22 protein-coding genes and 1 tRNA gene are annotated in these 19,168 nt (G+C 39.0%); 12 read left to right on the plus strand and 11 right to left on the minus strand.

Annotation, left to right across the window (positions count from 1 at the left end; genetic code table 11):
• Positions 1-6: 6 nt before the first annotated feature.
• The gene (locus D0T85_RS11185) at positions 7-1,833 is read right to left on the minus strand and encodes an AAA domain-containing protein (protein WP_163213505.1); all 1,827 of its coding nucleotides are present in this window, start codon (positions 1,831-1,833) and stop codon (positions 7-9) included.
• Between the two features lie 248 nt (positions 1,834-2,081).
• Between D0T85_RS11185 and D0T85_RS11190 the strand changes: the two genes are divergently transcribed.
• Positions 2,082-2,879 carry a M48 family metallopeptidase gene (locus D0T85_RS11190; protein ID WP_163213290.1) on the plus strand — a complete coding sequence of 266 codons (798 nt, stop codon included), beginning with the start codon at positions 2,082-2,084 and terminating at the stop codon, positions 2,877-2,879.
• A gap of 217 nt (positions 2,880-3,096) precedes the next feature.
• Here the strand turns inward: D0T85_RS11190 and pfkA are convergent, their stop codons facing one another.
• The 3 genes from pfkA to cmk all read right to left on the minus strand — a co-directional run bounded on the left by pfkA (position 3,097) and on the right by cmk (position 5,928).
• The gene (gene pfkA, locus D0T85_RS11195) at positions 3,097-4,077 is read right to left on the minus strand and encodes a 6-phosphofructokinase (protein WP_163213292.1); all 981 of its coding nucleotides are present in this window, start codon (positions 4,075-4,077) and stop codon (positions 3,097-3,099) included.
• A 226-nt stretch (positions 4,078-4,303) separates the two neighbouring features.
• On the minus strand, positions 4,304-5,170 hold the full coding sequence (locus D0T85_RS11200) for a 4-hydroxy-3-methylbut-2-enyl diphosphate reductase (RefSeq protein WP_163213294.1): 867 nt from the start codon (positions 5,168-5,170) through the stop codon (positions 4,304-4,306).
• A 71-nt stretch (positions 5,171-5,241) separates the two neighbouring features.
• A complete protein-coding gene (gene cmk / locus D0T85_RS11205; protein ID WP_163213296.1) occupies positions 5,242-5,928 on the minus strand; it encodes a (d)CMP kinase in 687 nt (228 codons plus the stop codon).
• Positions 5,929-6,756: 828 nt separating this feature from the next.
• Here cmk and D0T85_RS11210 point away from each other — a divergent pair.
• From D0T85_RS11210 to D0T85_RS11250, 9 genes are all read left to right on the plus strand, one after another.
• The gene (locus D0T85_RS11210; RefSeq protein ID WP_163213298.1) at positions 6,757-7,443 is read left to right on the plus strand and encodes an energy transducer TonB; all 687 of its coding nucleotides are present in this window, start codon (positions 6,757-6,759) and stop codon (positions 7,441-7,443) included.
• 69 nt (positions 7,444-7,512) lie between these two features.
• On the plus strand, positions 7,513-8,484 hold the full coding sequence (locus D0T85_RS11215) for a polyprenyl synthetase family protein (RefSeq protein ID WP_163213300.1): 972 nt from the start codon (positions 7,513-7,515) through the stop codon (positions 8,482-8,484).
• Position 8,485: 1 nt separating this feature from the next.
• Positions 8,486-9,208 (plus strand): hypothetical protein, encoded by a 723-nt coding sequence (locus D0T85_RS11220; RefSeq protein ID WP_163213302.1) that lies wholly within the window; start codon positions 8,486-8,488, stop codon positions 9,206-9,208.
• Positions 9,195-9,986, plus strand: coding sequence for a TatD family hydrolase (locus D0T85_RS11225; protein WP_163213303.1), 792 nt, complete (start codon positions 9,195-9,197; stop codon positions 9,984-9,986). The genes D0T85_RS11220 and D0T85_RS11225 overlap by 14 nt, the downstream gene beginning before the upstream one ends.
• Before the next feature lie 152 nt (positions 9,987-10,138).
• Positions 10,139-10,226 (plus strand) — tRNA-Ser (locus D0T85_RS11230).
• Positions 10,227-10,293: 67 nt separating this feature from the next.
• Positions 10,294-11,049: a MotA/TolQ/ExbB proton channel family protein gene (locus D0T85_RS11235; protein ID WP_163213305.1), complete on the plus strand. Its 756-nt coding sequence runs from the start codon at positions 10,294-10,296 to the stop codon at positions 11,047-11,049.
• Positions 11,050-11,057: 8 nt separating this feature from the next.
• Positions 11,058-11,528, plus strand: coding sequence for a hypothetical protein (locus tag D0T85_RS11240; RefSeq protein ID WP_163213307.1), 471 nt, complete (start codon positions 11,058-11,060; stop codon positions 11,526-11,528).
• A gap of 34 nt (positions 11,529-11,562) precedes the next feature.
• Positions 11,563-12,156 carry a biopolymer transporter ExbD gene (locus D0T85_RS11245; protein WP_163213507.1) on the plus strand — a complete coding sequence of 198 codons (594 nt, stop codon included), beginning with the start codon at positions 11,563-11,565 and terminating at the stop codon, positions 12,154-12,156.
• A complete protein-coding gene (locus tag D0T85_RS11250; protein ID WP_163213309.1) occupies positions 12,156-12,620 on the plus strand; it encodes a biopolymer transporter ExbD in 465 nt (154 codons plus the stop codon). The genes D0T85_RS11245 and D0T85_RS11250 overlap by 1 nt, the downstream gene beginning before the upstream one ends.
• Positions 12,621-12,688: 68 nt before the next feature.
• Here the strand turns inward: D0T85_RS11250 and D0T85_RS11255 are convergent, their stop codons facing one another.
• Together D0T85_RS11255 and D0T85_RS11260 are read right to left on the minus strand one after the other, a co-directional pair.
• Entirely contained in the window at positions 12,689-13,216 is a 528-nt protein-coding gene (locus D0T85_RS11255) for a GNAT family N-acetyltransferase (RefSeq protein ID WP_163213311.1), read from the minus strand.
• A gap of 2 nt (positions 13,217-13,218) precedes the next feature.
• Positions 13,219-14,505, minus strand: a complete 1,287-nt coding sequence (locus tag D0T85_RS11260; protein ID WP_163213313.1) for an IgA Peptidase M64 — start codon at positions 14,503-14,505, stop codon at positions 13,219-13,221.
• Positions 14,506-14,653: 148 nt separating this feature from the next.
• On the opposite strand from D0T85_RS11260, the gene D0T85_RS11265 reads away from it, so the two are divergent.
• Positions 14,654-15,139: an Lrp/AsnC family transcriptional regulator gene (locus D0T85_RS11265; RefSeq protein WP_163213315.1), complete on the plus strand. Its 486-nt coding sequence runs from the start codon at positions 14,654-14,656 to the stop codon at positions 15,137-15,139.
• A gap of 38 nt (positions 15,140-15,177) precedes the next feature.
• On the opposite strand, the gene D0T85_RS11270 is transcribed toward D0T85_RS11265, so the two are convergent.
• The 5 genes from D0T85_RS11270 to D0T85_RS11290 form a co-directional block, all read right to left on the minus strand.
• Positions 15,178-15,972, minus strand: coding sequence for a thymidylate synthase (locus D0T85_RS11270; protein ID WP_163213317.1), 795 nt, complete (start codon positions 15,970-15,972; stop codon positions 15,178-15,180).
• Positions 15,973-16,103: 131 nt separating this feature from the next.
• Positions 16,104-17,342 carry a cardiolipin synthase gene (gene cls / locus D0T85_RS11275; protein ID WP_163213319.1) on the minus strand — a complete coding sequence of 413 codons (1,239 nt, stop codon included), beginning with the start codon at positions 17,340-17,342 and terminating at the stop codon, positions 16,104-16,106.
• Positions 17,339-17,665, minus strand: coding sequence for a DUF5056 domain-containing protein (locus tag D0T85_RS11280; protein ID WP_163213321.1), 327 nt, complete (start codon positions 17,663-17,665; stop codon positions 17,339-17,341). Before D0T85_RS11280 ends, cls begins: the two co-directional genes overlap by 4 nt.
• Positions 17,646-18,197: an RNA polymerase sigma factor gene (locus tag D0T85_RS11285; protein WP_163213323.1), complete on the minus strand. Its 552-nt coding sequence runs from the start codon at positions 18,195-18,197 to the stop codon at positions 17,646-17,648. Before D0T85_RS11285 ends, D0T85_RS11280 begins: the two co-directional genes overlap by 20 nt.
• Complete coding sequence (locus D0T85_RS11290; RefSeq protein WP_163213325.1) at positions 18,194-18,700, minus strand: DUF6249 domain-containing protein; 507 nt, start codon at positions 18,698-18,700, stop codon at positions 18,194-18,196. The genes D0T85_RS11285 and D0T85_RS11290 overlap by 4 nt, the downstream gene beginning before the upstream one ends.
• A gap of 84 nt (positions 18,701-18,784) precedes the next feature.
• Here D0T85_RS11290 and D0T85_RS11295 point away from each other — a divergent pair, with 84 nt between their 5' ends.
• Complete coding sequence (locus D0T85_RS11295) at positions 18,785-19,156, plus strand: hypothetical protein (RefSeq protein ID WP_163213327.1); 372 nt, start codon at positions 18,785-18,787, stop codon at positions 19,154-19,156.
• Positions 19,157-19,168 lie beyond the last annotated feature (12 nt).

The raw sequence follows: 19,168 nt of genomic DNA on the forward strand, positions 1-19,168 counted from the left end.
AAAACATTATTCCTGCAAACCAATATACCCCTGTAATCTCTTATAAAAAGCATGTTTACCCAATGTTACTGCATCTCCCAGAATAACAAGCTTCATGCGTGCCCGTGTAATGGCAACATTCATTCGTCGTAAATCATTTAGAAAACCAATTTGTCCTTCCTCATTGGCTCTTACCAAACTGATAAAAACAACATCCCGTTCCTGCCCCTGAAAACCATCTACGGTGTGAACAGTGATTAATTCGCGGTATGGGCGAAAGAAACTACCTGTCTTTACTTTCCTTCTTAAATACTGTACCTGAGCTTTGTAAGGAGAGATAATACCAAAGTCGATCCGTTCATCGATAATGCGTCCTCCACCTATGCGAGTGATATAATCTTTCAACTGTTGAAGCAGCAAATCGGCTTCTTGTTTGTTGATGCGTCCATACGTATCGCCAACAAATTCTTCCTGAAAGTTGTATTCGGATGTATCAACCCAAACAATGGGAGTGTCGAAATCCAGAATCCCCCGGTTGCGGACTTCCGGAGCAGCCTGCAACATACCATCGTAAAACCACTCGGAAGGGAAACGCATAATTGTTTCGTGCATACGATACTGTACCTGTAACAGTGAAACCGCTCCTGGTTTTCGGGTAGCAATTTTCTCCAAGAGCGTTTTTCCAAGTCCGGCTTTGGCAGCTTCGTAGCACTTGATTGTTGGAGGTAATTGTTGATGATCGCCAGCCAGAATAACCCGGTCGGCCTTGCGGATGGCAATCCAGCTGGCAGCTTCGAGGGCTTGGGCAGCTTCGTCTATAAATAAGGTAGGAAACTGTTGACCCATTAATAACCGATGATTTGATCCTACCAATGTAGAAGCTACAACACGTGCCTGTGCAAACAATGTTTCGTTAATTAGTATTTCGAGTTCTGTTGCCCGGTCTTTTAGTCTACTCATCCGGCTGCGCATTCCTTCTCTTTCGGAATAATTACCCTTACGCAATCGGCCACTTAACTCACGAATGGATTTGCGGATGCTCCATAATTCGCTATACGAAGGATGATTCTCGAATTGCCGTTCGTAAGTAAACGATAGCATTTTATCGTTCACTCTGCTGGGGTTGCCGATTCTCAGTACAGGAACACCACGATCTACCAGCTTTTCCGAAATCCAGTCTACCGCCGCATTACTTTGGGCACATACCAATACCTGGTGTTCCCTGTGCAATGTTTCGTAAATGGCTTCTACAAGTGTTGTTGTTTTCCCGGTTCCGGGAGGGCCATGCACAACTGCTACATCTTTGGCTCTAAGAACTTTGTTAACAGCAGCCTCTTGTGTAGTGTTTAACCACGGAAACCGAACCGGAAATATATCGCGGGTTCGGGGCAAAGCGTTTCCTATCAATATTTCTCTTAGTTGGGCCAATCTGGTAGTTTTTGCTCTTAACACATCAGCAAGTGCCTCGAACATGGTTTGGTAGCTAGTCTCATCAAAATAGATTTGCACTCCTAAAGGTTCGGCTCCGTGAAGCTCGGTAAGAGCAGCCGGAGAAGGAAGTGTAATAGCCATCCGGTCGTCATCAACAAAACTAACATGCGCAGTAAAATTGAAGTATTTTAGCTTACCCGAAAAGTCTTGTGTAAAGAAACAAACTGGTTTTCCGTATTCAAATGAGTGCTCAATATCTTTATCTTCCTGACGCTCAACCTCAAAAATCAATTGATTGAGCGAGTTATAATAGTTTCGTTCCGGTTTAACCGGAAACCAGCAAAGCCCGCGTTTAACCTTCCGGCCGATGCCCATTGTTTCGGTTTGACGCTTAAACTCTTCTTTCTCGTGCTCGTACTCCATACGAAGAAGAAGTTGCTGCTGTACAATTTCATTCTCGGAGGTGGTATATTTGTTGTTTTTTTGATTCACGTTTCTTATAACTTATCTATCCGGCAAAGATAAATATGAATAATTGAGGTTAAAACAAAGAGTATGAATAATATCTACTTATTTAGATCTTTTATTAATTTTGCAGGCAGAGCAGAGAGACAGGCGGTTGAACAACCCCCTTATTTTACACGTTTATAATAGAAATATTTTTTGTAAGTATGAAAACACTTAAACATTTATCAGGATTAATTCTTTTTGTTGTTGCAATAAGCAGCTGTAGTACTGTAGCCGTTACAGGACGTCGCCAACTAAGCTTGGTATCGGACGAAGAAGTGATGAGCTTGAGTAATCAAAGTTTTACCGACTATATGAAAACCGCTAAAGCTTCGACCAATGCAGCTAACACAGCAATGGTTGTGCGCGTGGGGCGGAATATAGCCAGTGCAGTTGAAACATATCTGAAAGAAAACGGTCGGGCCAGTGCTGTCGATCAGTTTGCTTGGGAATTTCATTTAGTGCAAGATGCCACCCCCAATGCTTTTTGTATGCCAGGTGGAAAGATTGTGGTAAACGAAGGTATATTACCTTACACCAAAGACGAAAGCGGGTTGGCCGTAGTATTGGGGCATGAAGTAGCTCATGCTGTAGCCAAACATTCATCCGAACGGATCAGTCAGCAAATGTTGCTTAGTTACGGTGGAACTGCTTTGGGAGTATTGTTGCAAAATAAATCGGAGCTGACTCAAACATTGGCACAACAAGTGTATGGTTTGGGCTCTCAGGTAGGAGTAGTTTTACCCTATTCTCGCTTAAACGAGAACGAGGCCGATCACATGGGACTTGTATTTACTGCAATGGCAGGATACGATCCGCAAGCAGCCATCCCTTTTTGGCAACGCATGCAAGCAGCCGGAAGCAAAACACCCGAATTTTTAAGTACTCACCCTTCGGATGCCACACGCATCAAGAAATTGCAGGAGCTAATGCCGGAGGCGCTGAAGTATTATAAAAAATAAAGAATAGAATTAAGAATTAAGGAGTTAAGAAGTAAGAATGCGATGCCGCATGGATTCTTACTCCTTAACTCCTTAATTCTATTCCAATTAAATGAAGTAAGAATGCGATGCCGCATGGATTCTTACTCCTTAACTCCTTAATTCTATTCCAATTAAATGAAGTAAGAATGCGATGCCGCATGGATTCTTACTCCTTACTCCTTAATTCTTAATTCTTCTAAATAGAAAGTTGCCTTAACACATTCACCAATTCTTTGTTAATTGGTTTATCGTTCTTTATTGCTTTAGAGAAGGGAACATATACAATCTGATCGTTTTCAATGCCAATCATAACATTTCGTTGATCTTCCATAATGGCATCAATAGCGGCTGCACCCAGACGGCTTGCCAGAATTCTATCGTGAGCAGTAGGGCTTCCGCCACGCTGTAAGTGTCCAAGGATAGAAACGCGAACATCATATTCGGGATATTCGTTCTTTACGCGTTCGGCATAATGCATGGCACCTCCGGTTAATTCGCTTTCGGCAACAATAACAATACTACTGTTTTTTGATTTACGGAAACCGCTTTTAATAAACTCTTCCAGTTGGTCTACTTCTGTACTGAATTCCGGAATAATGGCAGCTTCGGCTCCCGACGCAATGGCGCCATTCAAAGCAAGGAAACCGGCATCGCGTCCCATAACCTCAATAAAGAACAAACGTTCGTGCGAAGTTGCAGTATCTCTTATTTTATCTACAGCATCCAGAATAGTGTTTAATGCTGTATCATACCCAATAGTAGTATCGGTACCATATAAATCATTATCAATAGTTCCCGGTAGCCCTACACAAGGAATATTAAACTCTTGTGCAAAAACCCGTGCACCGGTTAACGAACCATCGCCACCAATAACAACCAAGGCATCAATACCATGCCTTTTCATGGTTTCGTATGCCGTTTGTCGTCCTTCGGGAGTCAAAAACTCTTTCGAGCGGGCAGTTTTCAGAATAGTACCACCCAACTGAATGATGTTACTAACATTCTGCGATTTGAACTCAACAATCTCATCGGTGATAAGCCCTTTATATCCTCTGTATATACCTTTAACCTGAAGTCCGTTATAAATAGCCGAGCGTGTTACCGCACGTATAGCCGCGTTCATTCCGGGAGCATCACCCCCCGACGTTAAGATACCAATACACTTAACTTGTCCCATAAAACAATCTTTTATTGATTAAACGGTGCAAAGATAAAATTAAGAATTGAGAATTGAGTAGACAGTAGTAAGAATTGTACGATTTCACCACAGAGTTCACAGAGTTACACAGAGTTTTAAATACGATGCCGCATGGAGGTTTAAAACTCTGTGTAACTCTGTGAACTCTGTGGTGAAATACTAATCGAACCAGACGAGTATGAATAATGCAGGCTAAAAAGCATTCTTACTCCTTACTTCTTAATTCTAAAAGATAATTATAAACCTCTTCCATTAGCCATTTAGGGGTAGATGTTGCTCCACAAATCCCAATAGAATGGGCATTAGCCAATAAAGAATCATTTATTTCGTTTTTATTATCTATAAGGTGTGAGTTGGGGTTTACCTTAAGACATTCTTTAAAAAGCATTTTCCCGTTCGAGCTCTTTTTACCGCTAACAAAGAAAATTAAATCGTGCGATGATGCAAACTTGTGCAAGTTTGGTATACGGTTGGCAACCTGCCGGCAGATGGTATCGTAATACTCAAAAGTAGCATTGGGAGATATTCTTTCCATGCTACACAGCACAATCTCCTTAAACTCATCGAGCGATTTGGTTGTTTGCGAATATAAACGGATGCTTTTGTTGAAGTCGAGCTTGTCAACGTCTTCAATACTTTCAATAATGATAGCTTTAGATTCCGTTTGTCCTACCAGTCCAAGTACTTCGGCATGGCCTTTCTTACCATAAATAACAATCTGTTTTTCGGTAGACTCTTGCTTGTCATATTCCTGTTTAATCTTCTTTTGTAATTGCAAAACAACAGGGCAGGTAGCATCAATTATTTCAATATTGTTTTGTTGAGCAATGGCATACGTTTCTGGTGGTTCGCCATGCGCCCGAAGCAAAACTTTTGCATGATGCAAATTTTTGAATTCGTCATGGTTAATCGTGATAAGCCCCATTGCTTTGAGCCTTTCAACCTCCTTGCTGTTGTGCACAATATCGCCCAGACAATATAGCTTATTGCCTTTTGCCAATTCTTCCTCTGCTTTTTTAATAGCATTTACTACCCCAAAGCAGAATCCGGATCCTTCGTCAATTTCGATCATTTGAGTGAGTTATGAGTAGTGAGTAGTGAGTAGTGAGTTTTGAGTTACGATGCCGCATGGTTACTCAAAACTCATAACTCAAAACTCATTACTTTTTCAAGCAACCATTGTTTTTGTTCTTCAAGACTCATTGTACCATTATCTAACAAAATGGCATCATCGGCTTGCCGAAGCGGGGCTACATCCCGGTTCTGATCTATATAATCCCGTTCCTTCACATTTTTAAGAATCTCTTCATAATCAACCTCTTCGCCTTTAGCTTTGAGCTCTTCGTATCTTCTTTGTGCGCGGGTTTCGGGCGATGCAGTAACAAAAATCTTTAATTCCGCATCCGGAAAAACAACAGTACCAATATCGCGCCCATCCATTACAATGCCTTTTTCTTTTCCCATTGCCTGCTGCTGAGCCACCATTGCCTGGCGCACAAAAGGAATGGCACTAACAAAACTTACTTTAGAAGAAACCTCCATTCTGCGGATTTCATTTTCAACATTCTCTCCATTTAAATAAGTAACAGGCCGCATTGTTGATGGATCTAACTTGAAGTTAATCTGAATGTCGGCAATTCTTTTTTTCAGTTCTTCCTCATTGATCTTATTCCCTTCAATAAGTTTGTTTTGCAAACAATACAATGTTACAGCACGATACATTGCACCACTATCAATATAGATATAACCGATTTCTTTTGCAAGGTCTTTTGCCATTGTGCTTTTACCACTAGACGAAAATCCATCTATTGCAATCGTTATTTTTTTCATTTCCGGATTGTTTTTACATGTAATTGAGAGACAAACTTAAATAAAAATAGTGATTTATGAATTAAAAAAAGTGTTTTCGTTGCAGAGTTGCTGCATAAAAGTGAATAAATACTTCTTGAACTTTAATCTGTGCAATGCAAAAAAGTGCCAATTCATCGAGAGAAAAGAGAAATCCTGTTGCAACGCTTGTTATAGCAACCCTATAACAAAAGAAAAGAAGAGAAAAGAAGAGAAAAGAAAACATCAGAAGAAAAAGAAGAAAAAGAAGAAAAAGAAACTGCTGCTGTTGATGATGATGTAAAGGCGCGAAAGTGTGAAGGCACGAAAGCGCGAAGGGATGAAAGGGCAAAAGCGCGAAGGCGTGAAAGCGCGAAGGGATGAACCGGATGAACCCTGTAGGGATACCCCTTGTGGGTATCCTGATTGTTAATTGGTTGTTAATTGTTGATACAAGGGAACCATTATCAGTAGTTAGTAGCTAGTAGTTAGTAGCTAGTACGATGCCGCATGGATTCTTACTACTTACTACTAGCTACTTACTACTAGCTACTTACTACTTACTACTTACTACTAACTACTAACTACTATATAGCCTGAAGGAGCGAAGCTATATAGCATTGACCCTTCGATCTATATAGCACGGACCCCTTGATCTATATAGCATTGCCCCCTTGAGCTATATAGCCTCCGAATGCGCGTAAATGTTTAAAAAAGCAAAATACGATTCTATTTCTTCAAAAAAAAACAGGAAATAATGCAAGATATTGCAAAAAGTATTATATTTGCCCTCGAGTGAGAAACACTTAAATTTATTAATTAAATTACATTATGGAAGTAAAAAAATCACCTAAAGCAGATCTGGAAGGCAAAAAGTCTACATGGATGCTGCTAGGCTATGTTATCGTGCTTTCAATTATGTTTGTGGCGTTCGAGTGGACTGAACGTGATAAAGTAATTGATACAAGCCAGGCATTAGTCGACGTTACGTTTGAAGAAGAGATTATCCCAATTACCCAAATAGAAGAGGTAAAACCGCCCCCCCCACCCGAAGTTCCGGCAGCACCCGAACTTCTAGAAGTGGTAGAAGATGATGTTGAAGTAGCCGATACAGAAATTGCTTCTTCGGAAGACACAGGACAGAAAGTAGAAATTAAATACGTACCTGTTGTTGTTGAACAAGAAGAAGAAGTAGTAGAAGAAACTATCTTTGAGATTGTAGAAAAAATGCCCGAATTCCCAGGTGGACAGGCTGCTTTGATGCAATATCTTAATAAAAACATCAAATACCCTACTATTGCTCAGGAAAACGGAACACAAGGACGTGTTATTATTCAGTTTGTTGTGAATAGAGACGGTTCGGTAGTTGACCCGGTAGTTGTACGTAGTGTAGACCCATATTTGGATAAAGAAGCGCTTCGCGTAATATCTGCCATGCCAAAATGGAACCCCGGACAACAAAGAGGAAAATCGGTACGTGTAAAATATACAGTGCCAGTACAATTTAGATTACAATAATTTAAGTTATAACAACGAAAAGAAAGGTTGCCAAAAGGCAGCCTTTTTTTTCTTTAATCCATTAAGAAAATGTTTACTGCCAATCAAATGCAAAATGAGATTAACAAGTATGTTGCCGAATTACCAGTTTTACGACACCCCGAAGAACTTTACAAACCGATAGAGTACATACTGTCTCTTGGAGGAAAAAGAATTCGGCCATTGTTGATGCTGATGGCCTATAATCTGTATAAAGATGATGTGCAAACAGTTTTAGCACCAGCTGCCGGTATCGAAATATTTCACAACTATACATTGTTGCACGATGATTTGATGGATAAGGCCGATATGCGAAGAGGAAAAAAAACAGTGCACAAACTCTGGGACGATAATACCGCTATCTTATCAGGCGACGCAATGTTTGTTTTAGCATATCAATACATGGCAAAATCGGTTAAACACCAAAGCAAAATGTGGGATATATTCAACTCTACCGCATTAGAGATTTGCGAAGGACAGCAGTTTGATATCAATTTTGAAAAACGCAACGATGTAGCCGAAGAAGAATACCTGGAAATGATTCGGCTTAAAACAGCAGTACTGCTGGCAGCAAGCATGAAGATGGGTGCAATACAAGCCGACGCCTCCGAAAAAGATGCAGAACTACTGTACGATTTTGGCATAAATATAGGCCTGGCATTTCAATTAAAAGATGATTATTTGGATATTTACGGAGATCCTGCTATCTTTGGAAAAAATATAGGAGGTGATATCCTGGCAAATAAAAAAACTTATTTGCTGATTAAAGCATTCCAGCTTGCAAACGAAAAGCAAAAACAGGAACTAAATCAATGGATATATCAACCAACCACAAACCCGGAAGCAAAAATTTCGGCTGTTATTAGTATTTATAATCAACTCGATGTAAAAACTGTTTGCGAAAACAGTATTCTGGGTTATTATAATGTTGCCATGGATATATTTGAGAGAGTATCTGTGGATGATGACAGAAAACAAGAAATGAAAAACTTGATAAACGATTTAATGTACAGAGAGAAATAGAATGCCATACAGACGATTACCTAACACCGATCAAGCGCGAATCAGGGCTTTGACACAGGCTGTTGAAAAAGGTGCAGATTATGATATCCATAATTTAGTAATATCTTTAGCAAGCCTTTCAGATGCCAGAAACTTCTTACGCAAATTTGTACTGGCCCAAAGTTATTATAAACAATGTTTTGATAATCAAGCTCAATCAAGCAAACAGCATCAGCCTAACGTTAAAATGGCACGGCTTTATGTGTCTCATTTTATTCAAGTGTTAAACATGGCTGTGCAACGATCGGAAATCAAAGTATCGTATAAAGAATGGTATGGACTACCTCTGGATAATTATAATGTGCCCGATTTAATGACCGAATCGGCCATTGCCGAATGGGGAGAAAAGATAATTGCAGGCGAACAAAAACGAATTTCGCATGGCGGTACACCCATTTATAACCCAGCCATTGCCAAAGTAAAAGTTCACTATGATATATTTATGGAAGGCTATCATCGACAAAAAAATCTTCAATCCATAACAAGCAGAAGTCTTGAACGCCTGGCCGAAATGCGCCCGGTTGCCGATGAGTTAATACTGGGTTTATGGAATCAGATTGAAAAGAAATTTGAAGATATAGAGCCTAACGAAGTAAGATTAGACAAATGCCGGGAATATGGAGTGATTTATTATTATCGGGCAAACGAAAAGCGAAAAATGAATTTATCAAATGGATTATATTGACTCCCATTCACACCTTTATTTAGAAGAATTTACGGAAGACTTGCCAATAGTAATCAGAAATGCCCAACAAGCGGGCATTTCACATATCCTGATGCCTAATATTGACAGTACAACCATTGCCGATATGCTAAAGGTTACAGATGCATATAAAGAATATTGCTATCCGATGATGGGACTACACCCCACCTCTGTAAACAATACCTATAAACAAGAACTTGCAATAGTAGAGCAGCATTTAAAAGAATCGAACCAATTTATAGCAGTAGGCGAAGTAGGGCTCGATTTGTATTGGGACAAAACCTACATAAAGGAACAAGTAGAAGCATTCGACTATCAAATCCGGTTGGCATTAAACTATAACCTACCGTTGGTAATCCATAGCCGGGAGGCTTTCGATTTGTTATATACTACCATGCTTCCCTATAAAGAAACCTCACTAAAAGGAGTTTTTCACAGCTTTACAGGTACCAGCCACGAAGCCTTAAAACTAATGGAATTTACCAACTTTATGTTAGGAATAAATGGGGTTGTAACATTCAAGAATTCAACACTTTCAACCGTATTACAAACAGTACCTTTGGATAGAATTATACTCGAAACCGATGCGCCATACTTAACCCCGGTGCCCTACAGAGGTAAAAGAAATGAAAGCGCTTATCTTAAATACACCCTGTTAAAATTGGCCGGTGTTTATCTTAAAACACCCGATGAAATAGCAAACATTACTTCAAAGAACACACTAAAGGTGTTTGAGAGGCTTGCGATAAATAGCAATTAGGTTTTAAAGTTTATTAATTTTGCCCATTTATTGATTATAAAAAAGAGATAATGCTACGGAACAAGAAAAAAAAGGATACATTTGTACCCGAAATCGCTTGCGGTTCGCATTTTTTTTGTAATTTGCGCCCGATTTAAAGCAAAACATCTATTGGAGAGATGCTCGAGTGGTTGAAGAGGCACGCCTGGAAAGCGTGTATACGCCAAAAGTGTATCGCGGGTTCGAATCCCGCTCTCTCCGCGAAAAAGATAACTAAAATAATAAGTATAATCAATTAATTAATTAATCTTAAAAAATTAGACACACAATGAAAAAGTTATTTGCAATTGTTGCTTTAATGGGAGTCCTTATTTTTGGCTCGGCTGAATTAGCTCAAGCTCAAGAAGCTGCTGCAGCTCAAACAGAACAAGCTGCCGGCGAAGGTGGTATTCACAAAGAGCTTAAAGTAAAATTCATCGAAGGTACTGCTTCTTTCATGAGTTTGGTAGCTATCGCTTTGGTTATTGGACTTGCATTCTGTATCGAGAGAATTATCTATTTGAGTTTGGCTGAAATCAATGTGAAGAAATTCATTACTAACATTGAAGCTTGTCTTGAAAAAGGTGACGTTGAAGCAGCAAAAGAGTTGGCTCGTAACACACGAGGCCCAGTAGCATCAATCTACTACCAAGGTTTATTGAGATTAGACCAAGGTGTTGATGTTGTTGAAAAATCAGTTGTTTCTTACGGTGGTGTACAAGCCGGATACCTTGAAAAAGGATGTTCATGGATTACACTGTTTATCGCAATGGCTCCTTCATTAGGATTCTTGGGAACTGTAATCGGTATGGTTATGGCGTTCGATAACATTCAAGCAGTAGGTGATATCTCTCCAACAGTTGTAGCTGGTGGTATGAAAGTGGCTTTGATCACAACTATCTTCGGTTTGATCGCTGCACTTATCCTTCAGTTGTTCTACAACTACATCCTTTCTAAAATCGAATCTTTGACTAGCGAAATGGAAGACTCTTCTGTTACTTTGCTTGACATGGTGATTAAATACGATCTGAAATTTAAAAAATAAGATAAACAATGAGTAAGTTAACATATAAAGTATCGTATTACGTATTATATGCTATTTTTGCTGTAATTGTAGTAGTACTTTGCTTATTCTATTTTGGTGGCGAAATGGCCACAGCTATAGTACCAGGCATGTCTAACCCTGCATATACAGATTCATTGTTGTATCTGATATATGGCTTGTTTGGAATAACAGTTCTAGCTGCTATTATTGCAGCAGTGTTCCAGTTTGGTGCTGCTTTGAAAGACAATCCGGTTGCTGCTTTGAAATCTTTAGGAGGCGTACTCCTGTTTGCACTAGTGCTGATTATTGCATGGGCAATGGGTAGTGATGAAACATTAACTATTACCGGATATACAGGTTCTGAAAATGTACCTTTCTGGTTGAAATTAAGTGATATGTTCTTATACTCTATGTATTTCCTTATTGGAGCAGCCATTGTTGCAATGATATTTAGTAGTATAAAGAAAATCTTATCGTAAAACATTGAGTAATACTCAATTTAATTAAAATTGAATTAAGATGGGAAATAGAAAAGTACCTGAAATAAACTCAAGTTCTACGGCAGATATCGCTTTTATCATTCTGATATTCTTCCTGGTAACCACATCGATGGATACCGACCGTGGTTTGGCAAGACGTTTGCCCGAACCACCACAACAGGACGATAATAAACCTGTAATGGATATAAAGAAACGAAATTTGTTGGTTGTGTTTTTAAACAAAGACGACCAGTTAATGGTAGGTGACGATTATATTCAGGTATCTGATTTGAGAAAGCGTGTGAAAGAGTTTGTTTCAAACCCTTATAACGATGATAAATTACCCGAAAAGAAAGCAAAGGATATTCCATACTTTGGTTCTATGGAGGTAACCGATCAGCACGTTATTTCGTTAATGAACGACCGTGGAACTTCATATCAGGCATATATCAGTGTGCAAAATGAATTGGTTGCCGCATATAATGAATTACGTAACGAAGTAGCTCAGAAAAAATGGGGACAGGATTACGTTGCTTTAAATGAAGAACAACAAAAAGCAATTCGTGATATCTATCCACAGAGAATTTCTGAAGCTGAACCTAAAAACTACGGGGAGAAGAAAAAATAATGGCAAAATTTAGTAAAACGGGCAAACGTGAAATGCCCCAATTGAATACGTCTTCTTTACCTGACCTTATTTTTACCTTGCTGTTCTTCTTTATGATTGTAACAACAATGCGCGAAGTAACACTTAAGGTAGAGTTTAGGATTCCGGTTGCTTCAGAACTTGAAAAGCTTGAAAAGAAGTCTTTAGTAACATTCATTTATGTTGGAAAACCAATGACTGAGTTCCGTAAAGCAATGGGAACAGAAAGCCGTATCCAGCTGAATGATGCTTTTGCTGAAGTTTCTGAGATTCAAGATTACATCTTTCAGGAAAGAGCAAGCATGACCGAAGAAGATGCACAACAAATGACAGTGTCATTGAAAGTTGACCAAGATACGAAGATGGGTATCGTAACCGATATCAAACAAGCACTTCGTCAATCGTATGCATTAAAGATAAACTATTCTGCGAATCTTCGTCAGTAAAAGTGAATCTAATATAAATAAAGGGCATTCCGTAATGGGATGCCCTTTGTTTGTATTGTCTGTTGTACTCATTCGTAATTGTAGATAACCTTGTGGATTTTACTTTTTACGGCCTCAAAGTCTTTATCGCTATTCAAGCCGTTCTTTACCATTATAAGCATTGGTAAATTGGTAAAACCAATTTTGTAAGGCGGCTGAAAGTACTCGTTAGACCAAAGTTCAAAGCCTTGCCTTTTATAGAAATTAATGCGGCGTTGAGCCATTTCGGTTGTAGGAAGCTCAACCTCGAGTACCATTGGGCGGTCGAGGATTCCGGATAAATAGTTCAGCAGTTTTTGTCCGTAACCTCCATTACGTTGATTAGGATCAATAGCAAAGTGCTCTATGTAGTAAAACGAATCCAGGTCCCAATAAGTGATAAAGCCTACAGGTTTTCCCTCATTCAATATAATGTTATTGAAAAATATAGGTTTATGATCGGTATATTCTTTTAAATCACTGAGTTCACGATATTCCTCTTCTGGGAATGAATTGATTAATAAATTCTCCATGTAATCGTACAACTCAGTATCGGTTTTAATACGTTGAATCTCCATCTTTATTTTACTGTATAAAAATTAATGATTTGCTCTAATGCACGTTGGCATACAGGGCAGAATGCAGGGTACGAGTTGGTTCGCATCCTGCAATCGTCTGCCGGACGAAATACTCCTTTTGTAGCATACCCGCCACCTTCGTACACACCAACAGCGTATTTATCCTTTTTCGCTTCGGGAGTTGGAATAGGAGTGCCCGGTTGTAACATATCCTCCCACTTACTTTTAAAATCAACAAATGTGGTTATGTTTTGTTCCCATGGCTCAACTTCGTACGGGTAAGCCATGGCAGTAGGGTCTTGATCTTCATAGAAGTACTCATCTGCCAAGCCGCCGAAGCTATGCCCGAATTCGTGAACAATCACAGGCCTGAACATCGGATTATGAGTGGTTGTAAGCGTATATGAGTTATATATACCGCCACCACCATATTGCTCTGTATTTGCCAGTATAATAATATGCTCATAAGGAATCCCTGCCAATGCATCATGGATATCCTTAACGCGAGCGGTAGTTAGGTATCTCTCTGAATAGAATGTGTCGAAGTGCGATCCGAAAGCAGTTTGTTTCCATACATTTTGTCCGGGAATGCTTACACCGCTATCGCACGAAGGAGACTCAACAGCAATGATATTGAAGCGATTCCGCATAGCCCTGAATGGCTCGTGGCCGAAAAGGCTTTCTGTGGCAATCAAAGCATCGTTCCGGAAGATATCCATTTCCTCTGTAGTATAACCTTCGGCAAGGATAACTACATCTATGCAGTTTTCTTCGGTACCGCTCTTTACCAGATAGTTGTGTGGTGTGATGTTGGAGTAGCCCTTTTTATGAATCAGAATATCATCTGGCCGAACAATATGTGTTGTAGTAGCCGTTGGTTGCTGCAAATTATCGTAAAGGGTAATTTCAACCTCAACAGGATGCAAGGGGTAGGGTAGGAGGAAGGTGTTTTCGAAAGCTTTGGAAACACTTTGAGCCTCTTCCGTTAATATCCATTCCTGGAACAAGGACGAGAATGATGTGCGATAAATACATTCTTTGTTTGCTAAGTTGCGCATAACAATTTCTCCGTTTCCTTTCAATGGAAGCTCATTCAGATGATGACGTCGGCCGGCCCATGTTGGTAACTCGGCTAATCCTTCAAGGAATATGTTTTGTGAGGTTGCGTTTCCAGAAAAAATGTAATCAACACGCAATGTTTTGCTGGTAAAAGAATCATTGAAATTCTGTGCCTGAACGCTCAGGTTAGTAATTACCAGGAGAAGAAGAGATAAGATTTGATGCTTCATGGTACATTATTTTATCGTTTTGCATTGACAAAGGTAGGAACTAAAAACGATTTATCTGTTTTGTTTCTGTATATATAACTTATAAATATTATTATTTTTCGGTTCTTTTCTTTAACTTTGTAGCAGAATACTAACACTTACAGATAAGATGGGATATCATCAACTTGATGCTTTAGACGAACAAATTTTGAAAATGGTTGCTGAAAATGCCCGTATTCCTTTTTTGGAAGTAGCGAGGGCGTGCAATGTTTCAGGAGCAGCCATACATCAACGTATACAAAAACTAACTAACCTTGGTATATTAAAAGGATCCGAATATATTATTGATCCTGAGAAAGTTGGTTATGAAACTTGTGCTTATATTGGTATCTATCTGAAAGACCCTGAGGCTTTTGATAACGTATTGACAGCACTTAAAAATATACCCGAAGTAGTAGAATGTCATTTTACCACAGGTAAATATGATATGTTTATTAAGATATATGCGAAGAATAATAATCATTTGCTGAGTATCATACATGATAAACTTCAGCCTTTGGGATTGTCGCGTACCGAGACCTTAATTTCCTTTAATGAAGCTATTAAGAGGCAGATGCCGATTAATATAGATACGGAAGATGAGGTTAATAAATAGGGAGAGGAAATTCCCTCTGATTGAAGGAAAGTATCTGTTTACACAGATACTTTTCCTGCTATATGGGGGTGTGGTTCGTAGTTAACGAGTTCAAAATCCTCAAATTTAAAATCAAAAATGTTTTTAATATCCGGGTTAATAATCATTTGAGGTAGTTTCTTGGGTTTGCGGCTTAATTGCAGCTTAACCTGTTCCAGATGATTGTTGTAAACATGTGCATCGCCCAGTGTATGAACAAAATCGCCGGCTTTAAGACCTGTAACCTGTGCCATCATTTGCAATAACAGGGCATACGATGCAATATTGAAAGGCACTCCCAGAAAGATATCTGCACTGCGCTGATAAAGTTGCAAACTCAGTTTGCCATCGGCAACATAGAACTGAAACAGTATGTGGCAGGGTGGGAGGTTCATGTTATTTATATCGGCTACATTCCAGGCACTAACAAGCATCCGGCGAGAGTCGGGATTGTTTTTGATTGTATTTACCACTTCGGTAATCTGATCAATGTGCCCTCCCTGATAATCGGGCCACGAACGCCATTGGTAACCATAAATATGTCCCAGATCACCATTCTCGTCGGCCCACTCGTTCCAGATACGTACTCCGTTATCCTGCAAATACTTTGTATTGGTGTCTCCTTTCAAAAACCACAGCAGTTCGTGGATTATAGATTTGAGATGTAGCTTCTTAGTGGTAAGACAAGGAAATCCCTCTTCCAGGTTAAATCTCATCTGATGGCCAAAAACACTGATAGTTCCGGTTCCGGTACGGTCTTCCTTTGCCGAACCTTCTTTGAGGACTCTATCTAACAGGTTTAAATATTGTTTCATTGATTGATGTTCTTAATTGAAAATACAAATTTACGATTTATTTTTGAAACGCATATTAACGCAGATTCCCGCAGATTAAATAAATAAAATAATCTGCGGGAATCCGTGTTAATCTGCGTTTTAAATATAAACTATAAGAACGGAGTAAACAGATGTGCAAACCACCCAACAAATCTTTTCCACCGCGAACGCTCTTTCCAGTTTTCTTCGGTCATGATGGTGCTATCCGCTTTATCGGCTTCGAATATATCCATCAGTTCGTGGGTTATTTCTTTATCAAAGATAAAAGCATTGGTTTCGTAATCGTACCGCAGGCTGCGACTGTCGAGATTGGCCGAACCAACTGTACAGAACAAACTGTCGATCATCATTATTTTAGAATGGTGGAAGCCTGTGTTGTACATATATATATCGGCTCCCTTTTTCATTAGCTGATGCGATACATAATGAGAAGCATCCGGTGTAAAACCAATATCGGATTTGGCAGAGATCATTATCTCTACATCTATCCCCCGTTTGAGGGCATTCTTTATGGCCTTTTTAACAGAGCGTGTAGGTACAAAATAGGGATTAACAATCTGTACTCTTTCGGCTGCTGCATTTATGGATTTCACAAAAGTACGGCGCAACTGCTTAGGCGATACTTTGGGGGCACGGTCTACTATGGCAACCGCTTTATTGCCAAGGCTATCGGGTTCGGGATAATATTGATTGCCCTTGATGTTCTCTTTGGTGGTTTTGTTCCATGTAAGAAGAAAGATATCCTGCAAATCGTAAACCGAGTTGCCGGTTATGTGCATGTGCATATCTCTCCATGCACCAATTTCGGGTAAACCGTTAATGTAATAATCGGCAACATTCATACCGCCGGTGTAGGCTGTTTTACCGTCGATAACTACTATTTTGCGGTGGTCGCGATGAAATATGTGGTTTAAATAAGGAAACCGTATGGGGTCGAACTTTTCTATTTCGATGCCTGTACTACGAATCTTTTTTAAATGATGGTTCTTTAGCGGTTGGTTGTTCGAAGAGTTTCCAAAGGCATCGAATATAAGTCGTATTTCTACCCCTTCTCTGGCTTTCTCGGCCAGAATGGTAAACAAAAGGTTTGCTATAGAGTCGTTACGGAAGTTAAAGTATTCCATGTGTATATGATGCTTTGCTTTTTTAAGCTGGGCAAACATATCGTTAAACTTCATTGTTCCGCTTGGAAGAAGCTTTACTCTGTTATTATAGGTAATAGGGATATTGGCTTCAGTGAGATACCGAAGTACTGTTGAATCACTTGCAACATTTTGGGCGGTCGAAGAAACTCCGGCCAGAGCCAATAATAATGAAAATAAAAATAGGTTTTTTCTTAAATGTTTCACTCCATTGTATAAATTTTGCGTACTCCATAGAAAAGAAGTACCGCACCGGCAATAGCTAACGTTCTTAGGTCTATGTTGGCAGCACTGTTTTGTACTACTGTAACAAAAACTTCGCGAAGTGTTGATAGAATAGCATGAATGCCATCGAACACAAAGAAAAGTATTACAGATAAAACTGCAACAAAAGAAACGATGATTGAGTAAAGTTTACTTGAACGATTGGGTAACCCACGCATTACACGAGTAGAGAAACCATTATCGGCTATGTTCTGCTTCTGCTCATCGAAAAATTGTGTTAGTAATTTATCGTCTATCTCTGTCATAACCATTTTGTTTTAAGTATTTTGCTAATTTTTCTTTTCCTCGCGACAAGTGCGACTTCACTGTGCCAACGGGGCATCCTGTTATTCCTGCAATTTTATCAATGCTTTGATCTTCCATATAAAAAAGCGTTATGCAGGTACGTTCAATGTCTTTTAGCATCTTCATAGACTGGTAGATATCCGTTTGCTGACTAAAATTATCCTGTTCGGTATAATGCACATTATCAATCTCTCGGCTATCTAAGTCGGTTGTTTCTTTTCGGCTGCGAATATAGTCATAAAAAATATTATACGCAATTCTGTATAACCATGTTGAGAAGCTAGAGAGGTTTTTAAATGAAGCAATGTTGGTATAGGCTTTTATGAAGGTATCTTGTGCCAGATCATCGCTTAATTCGCTGTCTCCGCATGTTTGATTCAGAAAGAAACGCCGGATAGAAGATTGATATTTTTTCACCAACTGATCAAAAGCCCTGGTGTTGTTAAATACTACAATCTGGGCTACGAGTGATATGTCACTGAGTTGGCTCATCTATCTTTGTTAGCGTAATAGATTATAACCTGCGCAAACCCCGAGAACATAATGAGCAACCCTATAGTGCCAATGGCAAAGCTGGTTGTTATGGCCCAAAGAAAGATAAACAGTCCAAGACCTACAAAGATATTCTGAATACCTTTGGATAACGTATTGTTTTCATTTTTGGCTTTAAGAAATTCCTCCGGTATCGGCTGGCCGGCTGCAATAGCCTGTTCTATCAGTCTGTACCGTGCTTTTCTGTTTCGATATTGAAAATAGAAGGCAATAAAAACAATGACTATCGGAAAAGCAAATGTAATTGCTACAATAGCTACGGTTGGTCCCATAAAGCTACCTCCGTCAAAATCGAACCAGTCGGAAGAATGCTGGTTATCGGAGCTTTCGTCTGTTGTAGATTCAGCTGTATCTTCCCACTCGGTAATCTTCGTTGATTCCTGGGCTACCATTGTTAGGTTTAGAGCTAAGGCTGCAAAGAGCAAAAATAAAATTCGTTTCATAGTTTTTAAAATTATGTTTCTTCTTTGTTGTTTAGACGAGTTAAGGGTTATAGAAAGTTGCAAAGAGACGAATTATTTTTTAATGTGGCAATAGTAGAATATGATAGCAACAACAATATAATTAAAGAAAGTAAATATGATAAGCGATTTAATCTGTTGGAATACACCGTTTATGAAGAATACGATGAATCAAATCGTTATGGAAAGAAAACAAACAAATTATTAAAAGAAAATAAAACAAAAACGTACTCTTACAATTATTATTATGATGCAATAATGAATTCGATGGAGTATGATTTTACATATTATATTGATGGAAAAAAGATAAGTGAAACAACTGGAAAAATTCAATACGACGATTATGGCAATTATATCTTACAGGAAATAATTACTGAAAAAAATGGCGAAAAAACAGTGTGTTTTGATGCACGCGCTTTTAAATATTTCTATTATTAACTTTTAAAACAC

Origin of the sequence: Bacteroides sp. 519, from assembly GCF_010500955.1 — a bacterium.
Taxonomy (GTDB): Bacteria; Bacteroidota; Bacteroidia; order Bacteroidales; family Bacteroidaceae; genus Bacteroides.

Bases quoted from the DNA above. Each gene is read 5' to 3' on its own strand.
- D0T85_RS11250 (WP_163213309.1), top strand. From the start codon at position 12,156: ATGGCAAAATTTAGTAAAACGGGCAAACGTGAAATGCCCCAATTGAAT.
- D0T85_RS11280 (WP_163213321.1), bottom strand. From the start codon at position 17,665: ATGACAGAGATAGACGATAAATTACTAACACAATTTTTCGATGAGCAG.
- D0T85_RS11185 (WP_163213505.1), bottom strand. From the start codon at position 1,833: ATGGAGTACGAGCACGAGAAAGAAGAGTTTAAGCGTCAAACCGAAACA.
- pfkA (WP_163213292.1), bottom strand. From the start codon at position 4,077: ATGGGACAAGTTAAGTGTATTGGTATCTTAACGTCGGGGGGTGATGCT.
- D0T85_RS11200 (WP_163213294.1), bottom strand. From the start codon at position 5,170: ATGATCGAAATTGACGAAGGATCCGGATTCTGCTTTGGGGTAGTAAAT.
- D0T85_RS11240 (WP_163213307.1), top strand. From the start codon at position 11,058: ATGAGTAAGTTAACATATAAAGTATCGTATTACGTATTATATGCTATT.
- D0T85_RS11270 (WP_163213317.1), bottom strand. From the start codon at position 15,972: ATGAAACAATATTTAAACCTGTTAGATAGAGTCCTCAAAGAAGGTTCG.
- D0T85_RS11190 (WP_163213290.1), top strand. From the start codon at position 2,082: ATGAAAACACTTAAACATTTATCAGGATTAATTCTTTTTGTTGTTGCA.
- D0T85_RS11210 (WP_163213298.1), top strand. From the start codon at position 6,757: ATGGAAGTAAAAAAATCACCTAAAGCAGATCTGGAAGGCAAAAAGTCT.
- D0T85_RS11260 (WP_163213313.1), bottom strand. From the start codon at position 14,505: ATGAAGCATCAAATCTTATCTCTTCTTCTCCTGGTAATTACTAACCTG.
- D0T85_RS11235 (WP_163213305.1), top strand. From the start codon at position 10,294: ATGAAAAAGTTATTTGCAATTGTTGCTTTAATGGGAGTCCTTATTTTT.
- cmk (WP_163213296.1), bottom strand. From the start codon at position 5,928: ATGAAAAAAATAACGATTGCAATAGATGGATTTTCGTCTAGTGGTAAA.
- D0T85_RS11255 (WP_163213311.1), bottom strand. From the start codon at position 13,216: ATGGAGATTCAACGTATTAAAACCGATACTGAGTTGTACGATTACATG.
- D0T85_RS11215 (WP_163213300.1), top strand. From the start codon at position 7,513: ATGTTTACTGCCAATCAAATGCAAAATGAGATTAACAAGTATGTTGCC.
- D0T85_RS11220 (WP_163213302.1), top strand. From the start codon at position 8,486: ATGCCATACAGACGATTACCTAACACCGATCAAGCGCGAATCAGGGCT.
- D0T85_RS11265 (WP_163213315.1), top strand. From the start codon at position 14,654: ATGGGATATCATCAACTTGATGCTTTAGACGAACAAATTTTGAAAATG.
- D0T85_RS11285 (WP_163213323.1), bottom strand. From the start codon at position 18,197: ATGAGCCAACTCAGTGACATATCACTCGTAGCCCAGATTGTAGTATTT.
- D0T85_RS11290 (WP_163213325.1), bottom strand. From the start codon at position 18,700: ATGAAACGAATTTTATTTTTGCTCTTTGCAGCCTTAGCTCTAAACCTA.
- D0T85_RS11225 (WP_163213303.1), top strand. From the start codon at position 9,195: ATGGATTATATTGACTCCCATTCACACCTTTATTTAGAAGAATTTACG.